The organism is Streptomyces sp. NPDC005878, assembly GCF_040629815.1.
In the GTDB taxonomy this organism is placed as follows: Bacteria; Actinomycetota; Actinomycetes; order Streptomycetales; family Streptomycetaceae; genus Streptomyces.
In genome coordinates this window covers 253,784-269,530 of sequence record NZ_JBEXWK010000008.1, presented here as the reverse complement: position 1 = coordinate 269,530, position 15,747 = coordinate 253,784, and the positions used below count along the sequence as shown (strand labels likewise).

The following is a 15,747-nucleotide window of genomic DNA, read 5'->3' as shown; positions in this document are numbered from 1 at the left end:
GCGTCACCGGGGGTGAGGATGTCATGGTCGGCGAAGTGGAGCTGGAAACTGGACACACCCGGCAGCGTCCCCGCGGGGGCACGGATCTCGGCCGGGAAGTTCGGCAGCGTCGACAGATCATTACCGAACGAAGCAGTCTCCGACGTGAACCGGTCACCCGTGAGCTGCATACCATCACCCGAATCACCCGCGAAACGAATGACCACCCGATCGAGACGCTTGACCTCTTTCCGGCCCCCGGGTTTGCGCTGCTCGCCGACGACGGCCTCTTCGGCCCCGTCTGCCTGCTCGGCTGACGTACTGACCTGGCTGGTCACTGAACTGGACCTCCCTGGGACGGGCTGCTCGGGCGCGCCCGGAGAACCGGTCGCTCCAAAGTCCACCCTACGTCGGTAAGGGTCGCCTTCCCTGGATGCAACGCATCCTGGACGCCCTCGTGAGATGGTCCAATGCCCCGGTTTGTCATATTTCAGTCGCCCCCCGGCTCCGTCTGCTGAGACGCCCCTCGCTCGGTCTTTGGTTGTAGGCCCGTCACCCCGCCCGTCTGAGCTGACAGGGTGTCAGGTGTTCAGGAATTGAGATAGGTCAGCACCGCGAGCACCCGGCGGTGGTCGCCGTCACTTGGGGAGAGACCCAGTTTCAGGAAGATGTTGCTCACGTGCTTCTCGACGGCGCCGTCGCTCACGACCAGCTGTTTCGCGATCGCGTTGTTGGTACGCCCCTCGGCCATCAGGCCGAGGACCTCGCGCTCGCGCGGCGTGAGCCCGGCCAGGACGTCCTGCTTGCGGCTGCGGCCGAGCAGCTGGGCCACCACCTCGGGATCCAGGGCGGTACCGCCCTGGGCGACCCTGACGACGGCGTCCACGAACTCCCTGACCTCGGCGACACGGTCCTTGAGCAGATAACCGACCCCGCGGCTGGAACCGGCCAGAAGTTCGGTGGCGTACTGCTCCTCCACGTACTGCGACAGCACGAGTACCCCGATGTCGGGGTACAGCTTGCGCAACAGCACCGCGGCACGCACGCCCTCGTCGGTGTGGGTCGGCGGCATCCGTACGTCCGCGACGACCACGTCCGGCAGCGCCTTCTGGTCGGCGAGCTCGCCGACGGTCTTGACCAGCGCGTCTCCGTCGCCGACCCCGGCGACGACGTCGTGCCCCCGGTCGGTCAGCAGACGGGTCAGTCCCTCCCGAAGCAGTACCGAATCCTCGGCGATGACGACCCGCACTCTGTCCTCCACGATCTGCAGCCCCCCGGCTGAATAGTGCTCGACCGCACCCACCGAACGGCGGTGCGCACGTCCAGCATCCCAGCATCCGGACCGGCCCGGGGGGAATCGGGGGGCGGGGTGTGTGTACGGGACGGCGCTGGGCAGGGCGCGCGGTCTCCGCCCCCGGGGACTCGGGGCCGAGCGGGGCTCGTGGGCTGCGGCAGCGCCCTCAGGGGCGCGGGGAACTGCGCGACCAGCCCCCACCGGCCTGCGGACTCACGCGAAGCGAGGCGGCGCAGGGGTGCAGGGGGCGCAACCCCCGCGACGGAGCCCCGGGGGCGCATCCCCGGAGCCCGGGGACGCGCCCCCGGTGGGTTGGGGGAAGGGGCGGGGAGGGGCCACCCACCCCGCTCGGTACGGGCTACGCCCGCCAAGGCAACTCCGCCGTCACCGCCGTAGGCCCCCCACGAGGCGAATCCACCACCAGGATCCCGTCCACCGCGTCCAGCCGCTCCGCGAGCCCCGCCAGCCCGGACCCGCCGGCCACCGACGCCCCGCCCCGCCCGTTGTCCGTGACCTGCACCATCAGCCGGTCCTGGGCCAGCCACACATCGACGCCCGCCCGGCTCGCCCCGCTGTGCTTGCTCACGTTCTGGAGCAGCTCCGAGACGGTGAAGTACGCGATCCCCTCGATCGCCGGCACCGGCCGCCCCGGCAGATCCACCTCCACGTGCACCGGAACCGTGCACCGGGAGGCGACCGAGGACAGGGCGGCGTCCAGACCGCGGTCGGTCAGGACCGCGGGGTGGATGCCCCGGGCCAGGTCGCGCAGCTCCTGGAGCGCCACCTTCACCTCACCGTGCGCCGAGTCCACCATCCGCGCCGCCGCCTGCGGATCCTCGGTCAGCTTCTCCTTCGCCAGCCCCAGATCCATGGCGAGGGCGACCAGCCGCGCCTGCGCCCCGTCGTGCAGATCCCGCTCGATGCGCCGCAGGTCCGCCGCGGAGGCGTCCACGACCACGCCCCGGTCGGACTCCAGCTCCACCACGCGCTCCTCCAGCCGCGACGGCCCGAGCAGCCCGAAGAGCAGCCCTCGGTCCACGTACGCGAAGCCCCGGATGATCCACGGCACGGCCAGGGTGAGGACCAGCCCGACCAGCACGGTCAGGGTCATCTCGAACGGCGAGTCCAGATAGAAGTCGTGTGTCCCGTCCCCGTACAGCTGGATGCCGTCCTGCCCGACGTACGTGGGGAACACCCACTGCCACAGCGGGTACGTCAGCAGCCCCCACCCGTTCACCCACAGCGTCAGCGAGACGACGAAGGCGAAGACCGCCCAGGGGAAGTGCAGCACCGAGTACAGCAGGTGACGCCACGACACCCCGCTCTTGAGGACCGCCCCGACCCACGCCATCCCGCTCCTGGCCCGTACGGGCTGCGGCGCCGGCACGTCCACGCCGAGCAGCATCCGCGCCCGGCTGCGCTCCATCGCGCCGAAGGCCCGGCAGACGATCAGGCCGACCGCGAGCAGCGGGATGCCGAGGAACGTCACCAGCAGCCCGGCGCTCAGGGACAGCATCACGATGCCCCAGGTGAACATGACGATGCTGATCGGCAGGCTGAGCAGCAGATAGCCGAACTCACGGAACGTCCGGGCCTCCAGCGGCGCGCGCAGCGCCGGCGGAAGGAAGTGCTGCCGTGCAGGCCGCCGCCCGTACTCCGTCTCCATGATCATCGGTCCATCCGTTTCGTTTCACTGCCGTACGCGATGTCACCGGTGCGCGCGTCGCCGCGCGGTGGGGTGTGGTCGCGTTCTCGTACGTACGAGTCTGCTGGCCACGGCCACGACGGACCATGGAGCGGGTCACCGTCTCGAACGGGGGGTTTTCCCTACCCCACGGCGCCCCACGGGCCCCAGGGCCGGGAACGGCCGCGCGACCGACCGGCGAGCGGGCGCAGAACGCCGCACGACCGACCGGCCCCGCAGACCGCGAACGGCTTCCCGTGGACCGCCCCGACGGACGCGTACGCCGACGGACGCGTACGCCGACGGACGCGTACGCCGACGGACGCGTACGCCGACCGACACGCACGCCGACCGGCGCGTGCGCGAACGGACCGACGCGTACGCCCACCGTCGCGTGCGCCGCCCGGCCCGCCCCCTACTCCTTCGGCCCCCGAGCCCTCCACGGCAGCTCCGCCGTCACGACGGTCGGGCCGCCCACGGGGGAGTCGAGCACGAACAGCCCGTCCACCGCGCCCAGCCGCTCGGCGAGCCCGGCCATGCCCGTACCGCCGTCGATCCGCGCGCCCCCGCGCCCGTCGTCCTCGACCTGGATGAGCAGCCGGTCGCCCGACCGCCACACCTCCACCGAGGCCGTACGCGCGCCGCTGTGCTTGCTGATGTTCTGGAGCAGCTCGGAGACGGTGAAGTACGCGATGCCCTCGATCGCCGCCGCGGGCCGCTCCCGTACGTCCACGGTCACCCGCACCGGCACCGTGCACCGGGAGGCGACCGACGACAGGGCGGCGTCCAGACCGCGGTCGGTGAGGACCGCCGGGTGGATGCCGCGGGCCAGGTCGCGCAGCTCCTGGAGGGCGAGCTTGACCTCGCCGTGCGCCTCGTCGACCATCGCCGCCACCGTCTCGTCGGCCTGGCCCTCCAGGAGCTTCTCCTTGGCGAGGCCGAGCCCCATGGCGAGGGCGACCAGCCGGGCCTGGGCGCCGTCGTGCAGATCGCGTTCGATCCGGCGCAGATCCGCCGCCGCCGTGTCCACGACGACTCCGCGGTCCGACTCCAGTTCGGCGATCCGCTTCTCCAGCTCGTCCGAGGGCGACAGCAGCCCCCGGACCATGGCCCGGTCGGCGTTGGTGAGCACCCGGGCGACGAACCCGAGGACCGGCCACGCCACGAAGAGGCTGACCATCGTCACCGCGAAGGTCAGCACGCCCCAGGGCAGCCGGATGAACTCGTACAGCACGTTCCGCCAGCCCACCGGGTCCTTCAGGCTCGTCCACAGCCAGCGCATCGCCCCACCGCGCGCCCCCCGGCGCAGCGCCCGCGCCGGGATCGGGGTGGGTTCCTCGATCCGTACGCCGAGCAGCGCGCGCGCCCGCGCGCGTTCCAGCTTGCCCAGCTGGCGGGCGCCGACCAGCCCGACCGCGAGCAGCGGCAGGCCGATCACCGTGACGGAGAGTCCGGCGCCGGTGAAGACCAGCACCACCACGTACACGAAGCCGATGAGCGCCATCGGCAGATTGGTGAGGAGGTGCGTGATCTCCTTCCACGTCTGCCGGTCGTAGGCGAACCGCGCGGGCGGCAGCCTCTCGTCGTCGTACGGCTCGGCGTACGGCTCGTGGTACGGCTCGTTCTGCGGCTTGCCGTACGGGAAGGTGCTGGTCATGAGGCAAGCCTGCCGGGCCGGGGGGCGCGGCGCCATGGGGTCCGTACGCCGGTTTCGCCTGGGGAAAACCCCACCCCCGGGGTGGTCCGGGCAGGCGCGGGGTCGCGCGCGCCCGCGTGCGGGGGGCGCGCCCCGGGTCGTGTTCCCGTCGTCGCCCGGTCGTCTTCCGGACACCAGGACCGCGCGCTTCCGGACGCCGCCGCCCGGGCAGCAGGTGTGCAACCTGCGTGAGACACCTGCTTACGCCGTCCTTAGCAGGGCCTAGACTCCCGTGCGTACAGATCGTCGAACAGACTGCAACGAGGTCAGGAAGCGAGGGGCGGACGTGCCGGAACCGACCGTACGCCAGCTGTCCGCGGACTACTTCCACAGCTATTCGGTCGTCGGACTGCTCGCCGTCGTCGGCGTGCTCTTCGTCGCCGTGGCCTTCGGGGCCGGACGTCTGCTGCGGCCGGTGGTCCCGACGCCGGAGAAGCTGCTCACGTACGAATGCGGAGTGGATCCCGTCGGCGAGGGCTGGGCGCACACCCAAGTGCGCTACTACGTCTATGCCTTCCTCTACGTGATCTTCGCCGTCGACTCGATCTTCCTCTTCCCGTGGGCGACGGTCTTCGCCGCCCCCGGATTCGGCGCGGCCACGCTGGTCGAGATGTTCATCTTCCTCGGCTTCCTGGCCGTGGGACTGCTCTACGCATGGAAGAAGGGCGTCCTCGAATGGACGTGACGACTCCGGACCCCCGGTTCCTGCCCACGCCGACCGTGGCCGAAAACGGCGCCCCGGTGCCCGTGGCGGCGCCCGCCGGGGCGTCGGCCGTGCGGGGCCAGCGCCTGGGCGTGCTCTCGCGCCTGGCACCCGAGCCGATGAAGGTGGTCCTCAACTGGGGCCGCCGTTACAGCCTCTGGGTGTTCAACTTCGGACTCGCCTGCTGCGCCATCGAGTTCATCGCGGCCTCGATGGCCCGCCACGACTTCATCCGGCTCGGCGTGATCCCCTTCGCGCCGGGCCCGCGCCAGGCCGACCTCATGATCGTCTCCGGCACGGTGACGGACAAGATGGCCCCGGCGGTGAAGCGGCTGTACGAGCAGATGCCCGAGCCGAAGTACGTCATCTCCTTCGGCGCCTGCTCCAACTGCGGCGGCCCCTACTGGGACTCGTACTCGGTGACCAAGGGCGTCGACCAGATCATCTCGGTCGACGTCTACGTCCCCGGCTGCCCGCCGCGTCCCGAGGCGCTCCTCCAGGGCATCCTCAAGCTCCAGGAGAAGATCGCCCGCGAGTCCCTCAGCGAGCGCTACGCCACGCAGGCATCACCGGCGCAGCTGACGAGCGGGCTGGTGAGGGCCCCGGGGGCCTCGGGGGCTTCGGGGGCGGCGGGTGCCGGTTCCGCCGACGGGGCTGTTGAGCCTGCTGGGCCTGCTGCCCCTGCTGGGACTGGATCTGCTGAGTCCGGTGGGACCAGCGGGACCGGTGGGACCGGCAAGGCCGGTGGTGCTGCCGGTGGGACTGGCCAGGCCGGTGGTGCTGCCGGTGGGACCGGCCAGGCCGGTGGTGCGGCCGGTGGGGCTGCCGAGGGTGACACGCCGACCCCGGGGGCCGCGCAGTGACCACCACCGCGTACGACCGTCTGCCCGAGGCCGTCACGGAGATCTTCGGCGAGGAGGCCACCGCCGAGCAGGCGTACGGCCTGCTCACCGTGGACGTCCCCGCCGCCTCCTGGACCGCCGCGCTGGAGACCGCCCGCACCACGCTGGGCTGCACGTACTTCGACTGGCTCAGCGCCGTCGACGAGCCGGGCACCGGCTTCCGCGTCTGCGCGCACGTCGTCTCCCTCGCGGACCGCCGCGTCCGCCGCCTCCTCGTCCGTACGACCGTGCCGCACACCGCCCCCGTCCTGGCCTCCGCCGTGAACGTGTACGCGGGCGCCGCCTGGCACGAGCGCGAGACGCACGAGATGTTCGGCGTCACCTTCGAGGGCCACCCGAACCTGGTTCCCCTCCTCCTCCCCGAGGGCTTCGAGGGCCACCCCTTGCGCAAGGACTTCGTCCTCGCGGCGCGCGTCGCCAAGGCGTGGCCGGGCGCGAAGGAGCCGGGCGAGTCGGAGCACGGCGGCCCCAAGCGCCGCCAGATGCTCCCGCCGGGCGTCCCCGACCCGAACGAGTGGGGTCCCCTGAAGGGCCAGCTCCCGCCCGCCCCCGCCCGCACCCCGCGCGCCGCCGGGGACCGCCCGGTCCGCCGCACCCGTACGGTCACGGAGGGCTCCGCGTCCCAGACGGCCGCCCCCGCGACGGCCGAGGGCGCGACCCCGCCCGTACGCCGCGCCCGCACCGCGTCCCAGGGCTCGGCATCCCAGGCTTCCCCCGCGACGGAGACCCCGGAAACCGGCACCCCGGCCCCGGAGGCCCCGCCCGCACGCCCGCGCCGCGCCCGCAGCGCGTCGGAAGGTTCGGCCTCGCAGGCTTCCCGCGCGACCGAGTCCCTGGAGACCGGCGCTCCGGCCCCGGAGGCGTCGCCCGCCCGCCCGCGCCGCGCTCGCAGCGCGTCGGAAGGTTCGGCGTCCCAGGCTTCCCCCGCGACGGAGTCCCCGGAGACCGGCGCTCCGGCCCCGGAGGCGTCGCCCGCCCGCCCGCGCCGCGCCCGCAGCGCTTCGGAGGGCTCGGCGTCCCAGGCGCAGCCGCCCGCTCGGCCGGACGCCGCCGCGCCGCCGCGTACCCGCAGCACGGACGCCCCGTGGAACAACCCGCGCCCGGCGTTCGACGACGCGCCCGCGACCCCGGCCGCGCCGGACCGCACGGCCCCTACACCCCCGGCCGAGCCGCAGTCGGAGCAGCAGTCGGAGTCAGAGCGGCAGTCGGAGTCGGAGCGGCAGTCGGAGTCAGAGCAGCCGCCGCAGCCGCAGCGGCGATCGGAGCCGGAGCCGCCCGCGGAGCGGGAGTCCGGCACCGGACCCGGCTCGCCGGAAGGCGCCCCGGACGCCGACCCCACCGCGCGCCCGACGACCAAACCCAGTACCGGTACGAACCCCGACGCCGATCCCGGCTTCGGCCCCGATCCCGCCCGCGACCCTGAGTCCGACACCCCCGCCGGAGGCGAACCCGCGTGAACGACGCACTCGACGTCGCCCTCCGGCTCCTCGTCGTCTTCGCCGTGTTCCTCGTCCTGCCCCTCGTCATCGGGCAGACCGAGCACAAGGTCATGGCCCATATGCAGGGCCGCCTCGGCCCGATGTACGCCGGCGGCTTCCACGGCTGGGCCCAGCTCGTCGCGGACGGCGTGAAGTTCGCGCAGAAGGAGGACGTGGTCCCGGCCGACGCCGACCGTCGCGTCTTCCAGCTCGCCCCCGCCGTCGCCCTGCTCCCGTACCTCCTCGTCCTGGTCGCGATCCCCATCGGCCCGGGCGAGGGCGCCGTCGGCCAGGTGGTCGACGCGGGCATCTTCTTCGTCCTCGCCGTCATGGGCGTCGGCGTACTCGGCTCGCTCATGGCCGGCTGGGCCTCGGCGAACAAGTTCTCCCTCCTCGGCGGACTGCGCACCGCCGCCCAGCTCCTCGCGTACGAGCTGCCGATGCTGCTCGCCGCCGCCTCCGTGGCGATGGCGGCCGGTACGGTCTCCCTCCCCGGCATCCTCCACGCCTTCGAGTGGTGGTGGCTGCCCTGGCAGATCATCGGCGCCCTGGTCTTCTTCACCGCCGGCCTCGCCGAACTCCAGCGCCCGCCTTTCGACATGCCCGTCGCCGACTCCGAGATCATCTTCGGCGCGTACACCGAGTACACGGGCCTGCGCTTCGCCCTCTTCCTCCTCGCCGAGTACGCCGGGATCGTCGTCCTGTGCGGCCTCACCACCGTCCTGTTCCTGGGCGGCTGGCACGGCCCCTTCGGTGCGGACGGGCTCGGCTGGGTGTGGACGCTCCTCAAGACCGCGCTCCTCGCCTTCGTCGTCATCTGGCTTCGCGTCAGCTATCCCCGGCTCCGTGAGGACCAGCTCCAGAAGCTCGCCTGGACCACGCTCATCCCGCTCGCTCTCGCGCAGATCGCGCTCACCGGCATCGTGAAGGTGGCGATCAACTGATGGCTGCGCCGCTCCCGCCCGCCCGGCCCCGCATCCCGGGGTCCGGCCTGGCCAAGGGCCTCGCCGTGACCCTCCGCACCATGACCAAGAAGACGGTCACCGCGCAGTACCCGGACGCCCAGCCCGAACTCCCGCCCCGCAGCCGCGGAGTGATCGGCCTGTTCGAGGAGAACTGCACGGTCTGCATGCTCTGCGCCCGTGAGTGCCCCGACTGGTGCATCTACATCGACTCCCACAAGGAGACGATCCCGGCCGCCACCCCCGGGGGCCGCGAGCGCAGCCGCAACGTCCTCGACCGCTTCGCCATCGACTTCTCCCTCTGCATGTACTGCGGTATCTGCATCGAGGTGTGTCCTTTCGACGCGCTGTTCTGGTCGCCCGAGTTCGAGTACGCGGAGACGGACATCCACGAGCTCACCCACGAGCGCGACAAGCTCCGCGACTGGATGTGGACCGTCCCGGCCCCGCCCGCCCTCGACCCGGCGGCCGAGGAGCCGAAGGAGATCGCCGCGGCCCGCAAGGCAGCCGAGAAGCTCGCGGCCGCAGAAGCAGCGGAGTCCGCAACAGCCACCGGGGCCACCGGGTCTGCCGGGGCCACCGGAGCCGCCGGGGCTGCTCCGGCAACGCCTGGCACTCCGGCAACGCCTGGCACTCGGGTCACGCCCGGCACCCCGGCCACGCCTGGCACCACGCCCAGCACCCCGCCCACGCCCGGCGCCCCCGCCCCCGACCCCACCCCCGACACCGAGGAGGGCCCGGCATGATGCTCCTCGCGGGCGGTCACCACCCGGTGCACCACAGCTTCCTGTCCCCGACCGGCGTCGAGATCGCGTTCCTCCTCGTCGGCCTGGTCACCTTCGGCGCCGCCATCCTCACGGTCACGACCAAGCAGCTGGTCCACGCCGCCCTCTGGCTGGTCGTGGCCCTCGGTGGCATCGCCGTCGAGTACCTCCTGCTCACCGCGGAGTTCATCGCCTGGGTGCAGGTACTGATCTACGTCGGTTCCGTCGTCGTCCTCCTCCTGTTCGGACTGATGCTCACCAGGGCGCCGATCGGCCGCTCCCCGGACGCCGACTCGGGCAACCGGTGGGTCGCCCTCCTCGTGGCCCTGGCCGCCGCCTGCTCCCTGCTCTGGGTCGTCGTGGATGCCTTCCGTACGACCTGGGTCAACCTCGACGGCCCCGGCCAGGGCTCGACCAAGGTCTCCGGCACGATCCTGTTCCGCCACTGGGTGCTGCCGTTCGAAGCGCTCTCCGTCCTCCTTCTCGCCGCCCTCGTCGGCGCGATCGTCATGTCCCGCAAGAACGGCGACGCGAGCGGTGCCGCCGGAGACGTCCCCGAGAACGCCCCCGGGAGCGCCCGCGGGGACACCCTCGGGAACGCCCGCGGAGACAAGGAGCAGCGCTGATGCACCTGATCTATCCGGCCGTGCTGGCGATCCTCCTGTTCTGCACCGGGGTGTACGGAGTGCTCGCGCGCCGCAACGCGATCCTCGTCCTGATGTCCGTCGAGCTGATGCTCAACGCCGTCAACCTCAACCTGGTCGCCTTCGACGTCTGGCTGCGCGACACCCTCCACGCCGGCCAGGCGCTGACCCTGTTCACCATCGCCATCGCCGCCGCCGAGATCGGCATCGGCCTGGCGATCGTCCTGGCGGTGTACCGCAACCGGGGCACCGCGGACATCGACAAGCTCCGCGACAGCGCCGAGGGCTCCGGTCCCGACGACCCCGCCGCCCCGGCACAGAAGGCTGAGGCCGCCGCGTGACCACCACGACCCTCGCCGTCCTCGTCCCCCTCCTTCCGTTCCTGGGCGCGGCCGCCGGACTCCTGCTGGGCCGCACCGCCCCCGGCTACGTACGCCCGCTGGCCGTGCTGCCGACGCTGGCCGCGTTCGTCCTGGCCGTCGTCGTCGCCGTGGACCAGGGCGGCGGCAAGTCGATCGACGCCTCCCGGCGGCTCACCCCGACCGGATCCGTCCCCATCGACCTCGCCCTGCACCTCGACGGCTTCGCCGTGCTGGTCGCCGTGCTGGTCGGCCTGGTGGCGACCTGCGTGCAGCTGTACTCGACCGGCTACCTGCGCGACGACCCGCGCTACCCCTCGTACGCCGCTCTCGTCTCCCTCTTCACCTCCGCGATGCTGCTCGTCGTCTACTCCGGCGACCTGATGGTGCTGCTGGTCGGCTGGGAGATCATGGGCATCTGCTCGTACTTCCTGGTCGGCCACTACTGGGAGACCCCCGAGGCCCGAGCCGCCTCCCTGAAGGCCTTCCTGGTCACCAAGCTCGGTGACGTCCCCTTCCTCATCGGTCTGTTCGCGCTGGCCACCGACGCCGGTACGTTCCGGATCACCGGGGTCGTCCAGGCCGCCCTCACCGGCGGGGTCGACCACCCCACGCTGATCGCGCTGCTGCTCCTCGCCGGGGTGGCGGGCAAGTCCGCGCAGTTCCCGCTGCACACCTGGCTGCCCGACGCGATGGCGGGCCCGACCCCCGTCTCCGCGCTGATCCACGCCGCGACGATGGTCGCCGCCGGCGTCTACTTCGTGGCTCGGCTCCTCCCGGTCTTCGCGGCTTCGGCGGCCGCGCTGACCGTCCTCGCCGTGATGGCCGCCGTCACGATGGTCGGCTCCGCCCTGGCCGCCCTCGCGCAGGACGACATCAAGCGCGTCCTCGCGTACTCCACGATCGGGCAGCTCGGGTACATGTCCGGGGCCCTGGCCGTCGGCGACCGCGGCGCCGCCGTCTTCCACCTCCTGTCGCACGGCGCCTTCAAGGCGCTGCTGTTCCTCGCCGCCGGCGTGATCATCCACGCGGCCGGCACCAACTCGCTGTCCGCCATGTCCCGCATGGACGGCCTCGCCCAGCGCATCCCCGACGCGTACTGGACGATGACCGTCGCCCTGCTCGCGCTCTCCGCGATCCCTCCCTTCGCCGGTTTCTTCTCCAAGGAAGCCGTCCTGTCGGCCGCCGAGCACACCGCGCTCGGCGACAGCCCCATCGCCCCGCAGGGCGCCGGCTGGATCGTGCTGATCGCCGGGCTGCTCACCGCCCTGCTCACCGCCGCGTACGCCGCCCGCCTGTGGCTGATGGCCTTCCGCGGCAAGGGCGCCCCGGCCCCCGACCACGGCCGCCAGCCGGTCGCCATGAACGCCGTGCTGTGGGTGCTGGCCCTCCCGTCGCTCGCCTTCGGTCTGACCACCGGCTACCTCGACGACTGGTTCGACGGCCACGCCCTCACCCCGGCCCTGACCACCTCGGTGCTCTCCACCGGGGTCGCCCTGGTCGGCGGACTCGTCACGTACGCCACCTGGCGACACACCAGCGCCCTCGCCGCGCGCACCCCGATCGGCGCGGTCGCCGCCCACCCGGAGGGGGACGGAGGCCTGGTCGAGGAGGAGGCCATCGCCAGCCACGAACCGGCCTACGGCGACATCGCCTCGGCGCAGGACCCGGCCGACCCGGGCCGGCTGCTGCTGGGCCCGCTGCACCGCCACGCGGCCACCGGCTTCCACCTGGACGCGGTCTACCGGACGCTGTTCGTCCGCCCCGTGCTCGCCGCCGCATCCCTGGTCCGCTTCCTGGACCGCGAGGTCGTCGACACCTACGTACAGGGCGCGGGCGCCGTGCCGCGCTGGCTGGGCCGGGTCGTCCGCAAGGCCCAGACCGGCAATGTGCAGACCTATCTCAGCGCGCTGCTCGCGGGCTCCGCCGTCCTGGCGCTCGTCGCCGTCGTCCTTGCCAACGCCAACGCCGGATCGTGAGCCGTGATTGATATCAGCGCGTCCGTGATGCAGTTCCTTCTCGCGTTCATCGTGGCCGGCCCGCTCCTCGGCGCGGTGGCGGCGCTGCTGCCCGCCCCGCCCGGACTGAAGGGGAAGTCCCCCGGCCAGGCCGTGCTCCGCCACGGTGTGACGGTCACCGGCGCGATCCTGCTCGCGGCCATCGTCCTGGCGCTCGGCTTCGACCGCGACCAGGCATCGACGATGCAGGCCACGACGGACATCAAGTGGATTCCCACGCTGAACGTGCGGATCCACCTCGGCATCGACGGCATCTCCCTCCCCCTTCTCGTCCTGACCGCGCTGCTGACCTTCCTCTGCGCGCTGTACAGCTACTTCAAGATGCCCGCGGGCCCGTCCCCGCGAGCTTTCGTCGCCCTGCTGCTCGTCCTGGAGGCCGGCACCCTCGCTACCTTCGCCGTCCTCGACCTGCTGCTGTTCTTCCTCGCCTTCGAGATGGTCCTCATCCCGATGTACTTCCTGATCGCCCGCTGGGGCGGCGACCAACGGCAGGCGGCCGCCTGGAAGTTCATCCTCTACACCCTGCTCGGCTCCGTCGTCATGCTGCTCGGCCTGCTGCTGATCGGGCTGAAGACCGGCACCTTCGACATGGTGGCACTCGCCACTGACAACGGCCGGGGGATGACCACATCGGTGCAGGTCATCGCCGTTTTGGCGATCGGGATCGGGCTCGCGGTGAAGACCCCGATGTGGCCCCTGCACAGCTGGCTGCCGGACGCGCACACCGCCGCGCCGACCGTCGGGTCGGTGCTGCTGGCCGGCGTGCTGCTGAAGATGGGTACGTATGGATTCGTCCGGATCGTCCTCCCCATCGCCCCCGATGGAATGCACCGGTTCGCCCCGTATCTGGCCGCCTTCGCCGTCGCCGGGATCATCTACGGCTCGCTGGCGTGCCTCGCCCTGGCCAAGCGCGGGAACAAGGGCGACCTGAAGCGCCTCATCGCGTACTCCTCGGTCGGCCACATGGGCTTCGTGCTCCTCGGCATCGCGAGCATGAGCCCCACCGGCGTCAACGGCGCGCTCTTCGCCAACATCGCCCACGGCCTCATCACCGGCCTGCTCTTCTTCCTCGTCGGCGCCCTGAAGGACCGGTACGGCACGGCCGACCTGGATACCCTCTCCGGCGCCACCGGGGCCGCGCTCTACGGCCGGGCCCCGCGCCTGGGCGGCCTGCTGGCCTTCGCCGCGGTCGCCTCGCTCGGACTGCCGGGCCTCGCCGGGTTCTGGGGCGAGATGCTGGCCATGTTCGGCGCGTTCGATCCCGCCGACGGCCTCAGCCGCCCCGCCTTCCTCACCTTCATGGCGATCGCGGCCGTCGGCACGCTGCTCACCGCCGCGTATCTGCTCGTCGTCGTCCGCCGCGTCTGCATGGGCGCGCCGGAGGACCGCCAGGAGCTCCGCCTGGTGGACGTCCAGGGGTACGAAGCCGCCTCCTGGAGCCCGCTGGTCGCCCTCACCGTCCTCGCCGGCCTCTGGCCCGCGGTCCTCCTCGGCCTCACCGATCCGGCCGTCCACAAGCTCCTCGCAGGAGGCAAGTCGTGACCGTGGCCGCCGCAAGCGCCGCATCCGTCACCGGCGCCGCAAGCGTCGTCCAGTCCGTCGACTGGCTCGCGATCTCCCCGCCGGTGATCACCGCGTCCGTCGCGCTGATCGTGCTGGTCGCCGACCTCTTCCTGCCGCGGGAGCGCAAGCCGCTGCTCGGCGGGATCGCGATCGCCGGACTCGGCGCCGCCCTGCTCCTCCTCATCCCGCTCCACCGCAGGTCGGCGCGTTCCACCTTCTGCCTCACCGCCAACCCCGAGGCGTGCAGCTACACCGTCGACCGCTTCACGCTGGTCCTCCAGTTCCTGGTGCTCGCAGGCGCGCTCCTCACCGCGCTGCTGTCGATGACGGAACCCCCTGAGGACAAGGAGAAGCTGCCCGCGGGCGAGTTCTGGTTCCTGCTGCTCTCCTCGGCCGCCGGCGCGGCGATGCTCCCCGCCTCGCGCGACCTGGCCACCCTGGTCGTCGCCCTGGAAGTGGCCTCCCTGCCTGCCTTCGCGCTCGTCGGCCTCAAGCGGGGCGACCGGCTGTCCTCGGAGTCGGCCCTCAAGTTCTTCCTCTCCTCGGTGACCGCGACCGCGGTGATGCTGCTCGGCGTCAGCTTCGTGTACGCGGCGACCGGCACCCTGCACCTCACCCAGATCGCCGACCGCCTGGCCGACATGCCCTACCAGCTCGACACCGTCGCCCAGACCGGCGTCGCGCTCACCCTGGTGGGCTTCGCCTTCAAGACGGCCGCCGTCCCCTTCCACTTCTGGGTCCCCGACACCTACGTGGGCGCGCCCCTGCCGGTCGCCGCCTACCTCTCGGTCGTCGGCAAGGCCGTCGGCTTCTCCGGCCTCATCCTGGTGGCCGTCATCGCCTTCCCGGCGTACGCGGACGTGTGGGGCCCGGCGCTCGCCGTCGTCGCGGCACTGACCATGACCGTCGGCAACGTGGGCGCGCTGCGGCAGTCGGCCACGCGCGCGTACAGCGCGATCCGGCTGCTCGCCTGGTCCTCCGTCGGCCAGGCCGGCTACCTGCTGGTGCCGATCGCCGCCGCGGGCTACTCCAGCGACGCCCAGGTCGGCGCGACCGTCGCGTACGCCCTGATGTACGCCGCGGTGAACCTCGGCGCCTTCGCGGTGGCCGCGCTGATCGCCCGGACCCGGCCGCTGAACCGTCTCGCCGACTACCGCGGCCTCTACGCCGAACGCCCCCTCGTGGCGCTCGCGCTCGGCTTCTTCCTGCTCTGCCTGGCGGGTCTGCCGCCGGGCATCATCGGCCTGTTCGCCAAGGTGACGGTCTTCGCGACGGCGGTCGACGCGGGTCTGGGCTGGCTGGCGGTCGTCATGGCGTTCAACGTCGTGATCGCCCTGTACTACTACCTGCGGTGGACCGCCGTACTGTTCCGCGCGCCGGAGGAGGCCGAGGCTCCCCTGGAGGGGGCCGAGGCCGTGGTGGCGGGCACCGCGGCGGCCGGGGCGACGGGCGCAGGACCGGACCGGCCGGTGCTCTCCGGCGCCGGTGCCGCGGGAGTGACCGTGGCGCGCCCCCGCGTCCCGGCTCCCCTCGCCGCCGCCATCGCGCTCACCGCGCTCGCCGGCGTCGGGCTCTCGGGCATGCCCCAGGTGGCCCTGCACTTCGCGTCCATCAACCTCTTCTGAGAGGCCGCCCCTGCCCGTCCGGCCCCTCGCGGTCACCGGCCGGGCAGCGGGTTTGAACTTCGGGGCCCCGGCAGGG

General features: G+C 72.4%; 13 protein-coding genes and 1 pseudogene. 10 read left to right on the top strand and 4 right to left on the bottom strand.

Annotated features, from left to right (window positions below; genetic code table 11):
* From ABZ404_RS16090 to ABZ404_RS16075, 4 genes and pseudogenes are all read right to left on the bottom strand, one after another.
* Positions 1 to 317 (bottom strand): annotated as a pseudogene (locus ABZ404_RS16090) (2-oxoglutarate ferredoxin oxidoreductase subunit alpha); the annotation flags it as partial.
* A gap of 251 nt (positions 318 to 568) precedes the next feature.
* Positions 569 to 1,228, bottom strand: coding sequence for a response regulator transcription factor (locus tag ABZ404_RS16085; RefSeq protein ID WP_358834932.1), 660 nt, complete (start codon positions 1,226 to 1,228; stop codon positions 569 to 571).
* 403 nt (positions 1,229 to 1,631) lie between these two features.
* Positions 1,632 to 2,945 carry a sensor domain-containing protein gene (locus ABZ404_RS16080; RefSeq protein ID WP_358834918.1) on the bottom strand — a complete coding sequence of 438 codons (1,314 nt, stop codon included), beginning with the start codon at positions 2,943 to 2,945 and terminating at the stop codon, positions 1,632 to 1,634.
* Positions 2,946 to 3,372: 427 nt separating this feature from the next.
* On the bottom strand, positions 3,373 to 4,614 hold the full coding sequence (locus tag ABZ404_RS16075; RefSeq protein ID WP_358834919.1) for a sensor domain-containing protein: 1,242 nt from the start codon (positions 4,612 to 4,614) through the stop codon (positions 3,373 to 3,375).
* Between the two features lie 325 nt (positions 4,615 to 4,939).
* Here ABZ404_RS16075 and ABZ404_RS16070 point away from each other — a divergent pair, with 325 nt between their 5' ends.
* From ABZ404_RS16070 to ABZ404_RS16025, 10 genes are read left to right on the top strand one after another with little or no spacing between them, the layout of a single operon-like run.
* Positions 4,940 to 5,338, top strand: coding sequence for an NADH-quinone oxidoreductase subunit A (locus ABZ404_RS16070; RefSeq protein WP_190092168.1), 399 nt, complete (start codon positions 4,940 to 4,942; stop codon positions 5,336 to 5,338).
* Positions 5,308 to 6,219: an NADH-quinone oxidoreductase subunit B family protein gene (locus ABZ404_RS16065; protein WP_358834920.1), complete on the top strand. Its 912-nt coding sequence runs from the start codon at positions 5,308 to 5,310 to the stop codon at positions 6,217 to 6,219. Before ABZ404_RS16070 ends, ABZ404_RS16065 begins: the two co-directional genes overlap by 31 nt.
* Positions 6,216 to 7,715: an NADH-quinone oxidoreductase subunit C gene (locus tag ABZ404_RS16060; RefSeq protein WP_358834921.1), complete on the top strand. Its 1,500-nt coding sequence runs from the start codon at positions 6,216 to 6,218 to the stop codon at positions 7,713 to 7,715. The genes ABZ404_RS16065 and ABZ404_RS16060 overlap by 4 nt, the downstream gene beginning before the upstream one ends.
* On the top strand, positions 7,712 to 8,680 hold the full coding sequence (locus ABZ404_RS16055; RefSeq protein WP_358834922.1) for a complex I subunit 1 family protein: 969 nt from the start codon (positions 7,712 to 7,714) through the stop codon (positions 8,678 to 8,680). The genes ABZ404_RS16060 and ABZ404_RS16055 overlap by 4 nt, the downstream gene beginning before the upstream one ends.
* Positions 8,680 to 9,444, top strand: coding sequence for an NADH-quinone oxidoreductase subunit I (locus ABZ404_RS16050; protein WP_358834923.1), 765 nt, complete (start codon positions 8,680 to 8,682; stop codon positions 9,442 to 9,444). Before ABZ404_RS16055 ends, ABZ404_RS16050 begins: the two co-directional genes overlap by 1 nt.
* Positions 9,441 to 10,088 (top strand): NADH-quinone oxidoreductase subunit J, encoded by a 648-nt coding sequence (locus ABZ404_RS16045; RefSeq protein WP_358834924.1) that lies wholly within the window; start codon positions 9,441 to 9,443, stop codon positions 10,086 to 10,088. The genes ABZ404_RS16050 and ABZ404_RS16045 overlap by 4 nt, the downstream gene beginning before the upstream one ends.
* Positions 10,088 to 10,447 (top strand): NADH-quinone oxidoreductase subunit NuoK, encoded by a 360-nt coding sequence (gene nuoK, locus ABZ404_RS16040; protein WP_358834925.1) that lies wholly within the window; start codon positions 10,088 to 10,090, stop codon positions 10,445 to 10,447. Before ABZ404_RS16045 ends, nuoK begins: the two co-directional genes overlap by 1 nt.
* Positions 10,444 to 12,444, top strand: coding sequence for an NADH-quinone oxidoreductase subunit L (locus ABZ404_RS16035; protein WP_358834926.1), 2,001 nt, complete (start codon positions 10,444 to 10,446; stop codon positions 12,442 to 12,444). Before nuoK ends, ABZ404_RS16035 begins: the two co-directional genes overlap by 4 nt.
* A gap of 27 nt (positions 12,445 to 12,471) precedes the next feature.
* A complete protein-coding gene (locus tag ABZ404_RS16030; protein WP_358834933.1) occupies positions 12,472 to 14,025 on the top strand; it encodes an NADH-quinone oxidoreductase subunit M in 1,554 nt (517 codons plus the stop codon).
* A complete protein-coding gene (locus ABZ404_RS16025; protein WP_358834927.1) occupies positions 14,022 to 15,671 on the top strand; it encodes an NADH-quinone oxidoreductase subunit N in 1,650 nt (549 codons plus the stop codon). The genes ABZ404_RS16030 and ABZ404_RS16025 overlap by 4 nt, the downstream gene beginning before the upstream one ends.
* The last annotated feature ends 76 nt before the right edge of the window (positions 15,672 to 15,747 follow it).